The 7,288-nt window shown below is 46.6% G+C and carries 5 protein-coding genes and 1 pseudogene; 1 reads left to right on the top strand and 5 read right to left on the bottom strand.

The genetic code is table 11. The features are described from left to right. Positions 1 to 253: 253 nt before the first annotated feature. The 3 genes and pseudogenes from AC3A8L_RS18285 to AC3A8L_RS18275 all read right to left on the bottom strand — a co-directional run bounded on the left by AC3A8L_RS18285 (position 254) and on the right by AC3A8L_RS18275 (position 2,157). A complete protein-coding gene (locus AC3A8L_RS18285; protein WP_487963715.1) occupies positions 254 to 1,102 on the bottom strand; it encodes a HEAT repeat domain-containing protein in 849 nt (282 codons plus the stop codon). 72 nt (positions 1,103 to 1,174) lie between these two features. Then, positions 1,175 to 1,228, bottom strand: a pseudogene (locus tag AC3A8L_RS18280) (hypothetical protein); the annotation flags it as partial. Positions 1,229 to 1,650: 422 nt separating this feature from the next. Beyond that, positions 1,651 to 2,157 carry a DUF3087 family protein gene (locus AC3A8L_RS18275; RefSeq protein ID WP_487963714.1) on the bottom strand — a complete coding sequence of 169 codons (507 nt, stop codon included), beginning with the start codon at positions 2,155 to 2,157 and terminating at the stop codon, positions 1,651 to 1,653. Positions 2,158 to 2,486: 329 nt separating this feature from the next. On the opposite strand from AC3A8L_RS18275, the gene AC3A8L_RS18270 reads away from it, so the two are divergent. Then, the gene (locus tag AC3A8L_RS18270) at positions 2,487 to 2,996 is read left to right on the top strand and encodes a YgjP-like metallopeptidase domain-containing protein (protein ID WP_487963713.1); all 510 of its coding nucleotides are present in this window, start codon (positions 2,487 to 2,489) and stop codon (positions 2,994 to 2,996) included. Positions 2,997 to 3,009: 13 nt separating this feature from the next. On the opposite strand, the gene AC3A8L_RS18265 is transcribed toward AC3A8L_RS18270, so the two are convergent. Together AC3A8L_RS18265 and AC3A8L_RS18260 are read right to left on the bottom strand one after the other, a co-directional pair. Next, positions 3,010 to 3,504, bottom strand: coding sequence for a YehS family protein (locus AC3A8L_RS18265; protein ID WP_487963712.1), 495 nt, complete (start codon positions 3,502 to 3,504; stop codon positions 3,010 to 3,012). Between the two features lie 133 nt (positions 3,505 to 3,637). Continuing rightward, positions 3,638 to 7,219: a carbohydrate binding domain-containing protein gene (locus tag AC3A8L_RS18260; protein ID WP_487963711.1), complete on the bottom strand. Its 3,582-nt coding sequence runs from the start codon at positions 7,217 to 7,219 to the stop codon at positions 3,638 to 3,640. Positions 7,220 to 7,288: the final 69 nt, after the last annotated feature.

Genomic DNA, 7,288 nt, shown 5'->3' with positions numbered 1-7,288 from the left:
GTAAGGAGGTCGAGATCAAGTATTATTGGATGAAATATTGTTTCCTCGTCCCTAAGGCTATGCCCTAGCGGTTTTTTTTGGCCTAGACTTTTCCAGCGCGGTGGCCTTTCCGGCCCAGCTAGTGGCTTAGTTCCGGCCCCGCGGCCTAAATTCGCCAGCCCCTACACCCATGCACCAATGATCGTTATGACCAAACTAATAATCGCTATAGCTATAGCAATGCCATCTGTATACGTCATATATTAATCCTAAGTTAGGTGATTATTAGATGCGTAAGGCCGCACTTACACAAAGCGGAACAATACTTATATGATGAACATTTGATTAGGTTAAACAGTTCAGAAGAATAGAATGCAACTGATAGTTTTCGGGCTACACTAGCTGCTTCTTTAGCTACTGAAGGCGATATATCACTTAGCAGTATTTTAATCTTATCTAATATAACGGAGGGATTGAGCTTAGAAAGTGTTGTTACCGCTTGTTTCCTAACAGAAGAGTATGGATTAGTTAATAGATGCTCGATCTTTGCAAGGCTACTAGCTTCGCCGAGAGCCCCAAGACCCCATACACCACAACGTATTGTAAACGCAGACTTCGAGTCCAGTGCACATTTATAGGCTTCAGATACAGAAATGCCGGAATCAGCTAAACGCTTTATTACAACTTCTCTTATAGAGAAATGCTTGTCAAATAAGTAAGGAGCTACGAATTCATCTTTTGCGCCAAGGGCTATAAATATCTGCAGCGCCTCTCTCCTGATTGGCATAAAGCCATCCAATATAGCAACATTCAATAATTCTTGTTGTGCCTCACCTTGAAACTCTCTCATTAATCCACTTGCACGGCATCTCACAATTAGATCCGAATGAGATAATCCAATTTTCGATAAACTCAACTTATCCAATAAATTGTAATTAATGCACAAATCCATGCACGCTCTAACAACAAGTGGATTAGAGCTTCGAAGTCCATTAACAACCACATTTGAGTTGTCGCTAGTTGTTACGTAACTTTCTATTGCCTCTATTAGTTTTTCATGCTGATCTCTTGTGCACAATTTCAACTTATAGAAGGAGGGTAAATTTTCAACAAATTCAAACACGTTATTCTTTGTTGCAATCTCCAGAATCGAATTCCTTGATACATTACGTATTTTAGGTACCCAATCATTGACCCGTTCTATCAATGCCGGCAGAGCGACTGGATCACCCAATAAACCTAGTGCAGCAACAGCAGATTTCTTTTATACCCATTCCAGTGCTTAGACATCTCTAACAATTCATCAATGTCCATTTCACTACAATCCGTTTCTTTACGTACCTCAATATCAAGATCCATCTCCTTTTTGAAAATACTAAATATTTTATTGAACAATTTCGAATTCCCTTTAATAGTGATGAGCTTTGATTGCTGGGAGCTAGGCCGCTATGTGCGGCAACGTTTTTGGTGAATTTTTAGTGGCAGTCTTTTCCGCCACAATAATGCAGGACAGGCACTCGTTTTAAGCAGCTTTGGTTATTAATCTACTATTCTTATAATCAAATTAACTAAGAAATTCAACACCAACCGCTAAGACAATACCCTAGCGGTTTTTTTGGGCCGGCTTCGCCAGCAAGGTGGCCGCACATTTCCGGCCCAACTGCCAGCCCCCTACACCCCCTTTAGGTAGCTGGGGTCATAAAGCTTTTCATCGAGTACCACACCAGCCTCTCGCGCTTGCAACTCCAGCGTGCTTTGCTCTTCGCTTAACGCCTCCAAGCCTAGGTCGTTATCATCTAAGTACGCCAGCTGACGCGAGCCTTCAAAATAAAACTGCATGGCTTGCATTGCCTGCTCGTCCCCATCCTCGCACGCTAGCTTTAGCCGCCGCATCTTTCTAATCACCTGATTCAACGCCTGCTTAAGATCCCACACATAGGTGACTTCTAGCATAAAGTCGTGATGCCTTACCTTTATTAGCAGCCACAAAAGCGAGCAGGCGGTAATGGCTACACCAATCAGATTCCAATGAAAATGCGACCCTTGCTCGGCGGGGAATAAGGCAATTAACGCCTGCGACAACCCCAAGCTGCCTACCGCAAGAAACACAATACAAGCCACGATGACTTTTTTCACATGGTTGCGGTAACGCACCTTATTCACTTCAAGAATTTTCATTCAATAGACTCTTTAATTTAATAAACCCATACACGCAAGAAACACCCCAAATACGCTACAATAGCGCCCCGCCACTTACGGCAGCTGAATAGACCTTGCACACTGGCCTCTCAAAACCAACGCGATAACCCAGCCAATAAATCTACATTAGGGCCGAGGAAAAAATACTTTATCCAATAATACTTGCCTCCTGCTTCCTCAACAGCGTTGCTCAAAGCGTTACATGTCCCGGCATGCGCCCCTTCGAGCGCCTTGTTGAGAAAACAGGCGCCTTCGTCTAATTGGACAAACTATTATTGCCCCGCCCCTTACATTCTTAAGGTGGCGCTATGCCAATTCAAAAATATTTAGCCAACTACCCGCCAACGGTTATTTCCCAAGTACAAGCCTTGATGGATAAAAACCGGCTAGCTGAAGTCTTACTCAGCCGCTACCCCAAACCACATGGCATTGCTAACGATAACGAATTACGTCAATACGTGGTCGATATTAAAAACCAATATATGCAGAAAGCGGCCCCGCTGAGCAAGGTTATTTACGATAGCAAACTACACGTGATCCACAACGCCCTAGGCCTGCACAGCTATGTATCGCGCGTGCAAGGCGGGAAGCTAAAAAGTAAAAATGAGATTCGCATTGGCTCGGTTTTTAAGAAAACACCCGAGCCCTTTTTAAATATGATAGTGGTACACGAACTGGCCCACCTAAAAGAAAAAGCGCACAACAAGGCGTTTTACCGCCTGTGCCACCACATGCAACCCAACTACCATCAACTTGAATTTGATACCCGCTTGTATTTAATTCAGCTAGAAGCGTTTGGTAAAATTTACCCCGATTAAGGGGCGTTTTTAATTAGTGTTCACCCCAATCAAAAGTACGGCCTTCCACTTTGTCGTGATACTTTAATTGCAGGCCTTGCAAGAAATTGCGCAGCACTTGATCAAGACACTCACGATATTGTTTATGCCCCGCCCGGCGAAAAAAGGCGCTGAGTTCGTGCTTACTGATTTTAAAGTTGGTCAGCGCTAATAGCTCAAGCACATCATCGGCACGTAAATTAAGCGCGATTTTTAACTTCATGATGACCATATTATTGCTGAGCTTAGACTCTGGCTTGGGCGGCTCTTCTTCCCGAGCACCGCGCTTATCAATAATGTAGCCATTTAAAAATGTGGCTAAGTGCTTATCATTCAACGCTACAAAACCTTCAGCATCCTCTTTTTTCAACCAGCTGCTGACCTGTTCACGGGTAACAGTGGCACCGCCGTGCTGGAAAAGCGTAATCATTTGGGTATCACTGAAATCAAAGGTGTAACGGAGACGGCGTAAAATATCGTTATTTAGCATACATTTAATCTGATGGTTTGTAGGAGAGGAATAGAGGCGCGCATTGTACTGCATGCCCCCGCATTGTACGAGCCAACGAAAAAAGCCCCTCAAGTCAGCTTAAGGGGCTTTGATATCACAGCGGCAATAAATGCTACCAGCGCGCGTAACCCGCCCAAGGCACGCCGCCAGCCGTAACTTGCACACAATACCCGCCGTTTTCTGGGGCGGGCACATTCCAACTATTGCACGACATCACCTCACCATTCACAGATAACTGCCGCGGGCTGCTCAAGTTATAACATCCGCCCCCTTGAATGGAGCCAATAATTTCATGGCAAATTTCGCCCGTGCCTAGGCCATTATTTTGCCCCGAGGTCACGGTGACCGGGTTGCTGCAGTAGTTGGCGCAAGGGCCGCTACCGCCGGTAGGTATAACCTCGAAGGTGGCGGCAATCGTTTGATTGCTGGTGATATTTTCAAACGTATAGCTCGCAGGTTGCCCCACCGATTGGCCGTTCACGAAGACATCCGCTATGCGATAACCCGAGTTAGGCGCAACGGTAAATGCTTGACTTGCCCCCTCCTCCACCGTGGCTGTTGCGGGGGAAATACTGCCGTTAGCTCCCGCACTAACCGTCAACGTATAGTTGGCTGCCGCATCCTGCTCGAAGGTGGCGCTCAGGGTTTGATCAGCCGTTACATTAGTGAAGCTCACACTATTAACAGTCCCCAGTGATACGCCGTTTTTCACCACATTTAACGTATGAAAGCCTGTGTTTGGCACAATGCTAAAAGTTGCACTATCGCCGTCATTCACAACGCTAGAAGCCGGAGAAATAACACCGTTTGCCCCCGCATTTACTGCGATGGTGTGGGTGACTGCAGCGTCTTGCTCAAACGTTACCGCTAAGGTTTGGCTCGCCGAAACGTTAATAAACGAAACAGAAGTGACCGTACCCAAAGCAACACCATTTTTGACGACATTCAAAACATGGTAGCCAGGATCGGCTGTAATCATAAAGGTTTGATCTTGCCCTTGAACCACATCAACAGTACCCGGCGAAACCGAACCATTACTGCCCATGTTCACAACAATCTCATGCTGAATAGGCTCTTCGCCGCCACTACAACCCACAACACCGCCACAAGGATCTACAGCGCCAGCCACCAACCAAAGGTTATCGACAACAACATCGCTATTACTGTTACCCACATTCATTACTACGCGCGCATTGCTCAACGACATTGGCATACTAAAGGTGTAGCTAAAACGCTGCATGCTGCCATTAAGCGATTGCCCTGCCCCCGTTTGTGAAAAGTCCTCCCAGGGTGAACCCGCGCGCTCAACTTTAATTTCTGCATTCCGGCTACCCGTAGCGCGCGCATCAAAAGCAAAGGTATAGGTTTGACCACTGCTTAAACTCAAGCCTTCTTGTTTGGGCTGAATATGCCAAGCCGACGAGCCGCCGCTTTGAATATTAACCACATACTCGCCACCTTCAACACTGCACGTTGCCGTGCCCGAAGGTGTGGTGCATAACCAGCCAGCAGCGCCCAAACTAAAATCGCCATTACTCAGTAAATTGGTAAACGCCGGCTGGGAAGCTGTTGTTGCGCTAGTGGCCACAAGGGGCGATGCGCCATTGGCATTAAAGGCTTCCAACCAAAAATAATAGGTGGTTTGTGCCGCCAACCCAGCAACCGACCAAGCGCTCGCATTTGCAGGGCGGCTCGTTGCTGGGTTGGCGGGTTTGGTGTTCACCGTGTTTTGGTAAAGGTTAAACCCCGTCTCGGCATCATCATTCGCCCCGGCGTTATCCACCCAACTTAACGTCATGGTATTCGCACCCGTCGCCTGGGCCGTAAACCCCGAGGCTGCCGCAGGCGCGTTGGCGGGTAGTGTGCTATTACCTAACGGGTCTAGCGCTAAAATAGCGGGCGCTATCTCGGTCGTAAAATACGCAACGGGAACAAGCGCCGCATTAGCATCGATAGAAATCTCGCGAGATGACCAACCGGTGCCTGTAACTGCAAACATTTTTAAACCCGGCTGACTATTAAAGGCCGGCATTGCGCCATCGTCGGCGTTGGTCCAATTATTAGGACCAAGCACCAACTTGCCCGACCACGAATCAGAATTATTGGCACCATCGTGCGTACGCTCTACGGCATTTTCAAACTGCGGATAATCCGGCGCAGTAAACATCGCCAAATTCATCGCATTAATACCACTCATGTGGTCCAGCACCTGAATGGCACTGCGCGCATAATTTGCTGCTGCCGTTTGATTCACACTTTTCTGAATTTCCGATGCCGCCATTAAGATACGCGCATCATTTAACGCCATGCGGTGCGAGCCCCAGCGCACATTATTATCGGCATTATCTTGATCGCCGTTATTCCACCTATTGGAGGCAGGGTCCCAAGTTACACCGGGGTAGCCCAACGCCTGATTAACTTTAATGGCATCCGCTTTATTTAAGATATTCGCTTTAAGCCCAGAAAGATCAATCGTGTGCGAAGCCGCATGGGTTAACAGTGATAAGTTACCCTCCATACTAACCGCCCCCCACCAAAAAGAAGAGGCTTCGGCAAAGCGAGCATGATTAACTACCTGGCTACGATAAGTCGTCGCATCACCGGTAAAGCCTAATTTAACAGCGGCCAAATAGGTTTCTACCAGAGCGGCGTATTCATCATCGGTGGTATTATCTTTATCGGGAAAACAATTATCCCGCGCGACCTTCGGGTTACGAAAAAGACTGTAGTTATCATTATCCGGGTACATACCCCCTTCACCGCCAAACGCACTTTGCTGGTTGCACACCAACGGTTCGTTTTGCGCTGCAGTTAATGCCGTTTTTGCACGATTATAAGCCGCTGTAGCCAATGCTGTAGAAGCGTAATCTTTATGTAAACGCGCCATTGCAGCCAACGTTCGAGCAGCTGCAAATGTTGCTTTCGTTTCGGGTTCTGAAATACAGGTACCGCTAGAATGCGGCGCGCAAGCCGCCCAAGAGTTATTCACATTAGTATGAAATTTAGCGATGGCTAACGGCCCACCGTGATCAAAAACATGATCAAACTGTTCCGTTAAAATTAACAACTGCTGATAAACCGTTCGCGCACCCGACCAATGATTACTGTAATAAGTATTTATCGCTGGATAGGATTCTAATACATTAATCAGCGACCAAGCGGCTTCAGCGGTATTAGTCGGGTAAGCACCGTTATCGCCGGCATCTTTTACGTAGGCAAAACTGATTGAAAGCCCCGTCGACCAATTATTTTTAGCATTACTAAACGTCGCCGAACCTTCGTGATCTTTAAAATAGTCAAAGAATTCGTATTTAATATTGCCGTAGGGATCGTTACTAATATTAAAAGGCGAAGACTGATCGGAACCCACCACTAAACGCAGCCCCTGCCCCTCTTCGACACAATCAGAAAAATCAATCTGATAGAAGCTATCGCCCGAACTTACATCGTTATTAATATAAGTATCTTCTGTACCGCTACACTGCGTGCCGGACACTTGCCAGTTAATCGAGCCATTATTATTACTTAAATACAAAGCCGTTTTATTGGCTTGCGGTAAATAACCGGCATAGTTAATACGGAATTTAGCATTTGTTTGGCTGCCATTATCAACAGCGTGGCTGATAGGCGCGTTTAAGCCAAAACCTAAACCTAAGCAGAGGGTAGAAATAGCGAGCGATAGTTGTTTATTCAAAATACAGTACTCCTGTTAGGGGCGGGGCAATAATAGTTTGTCCAATTAGACGAGGGCGCCTGTTTTCTC

This window comes from Marinagarivorans sp. (genome assembly GCF_982758155.1).
The sequence above is the reverse complement of the archived record's forward strand: the minus strand, read 5'-3'. Positions and strand labels throughout refer to the sequence as shown.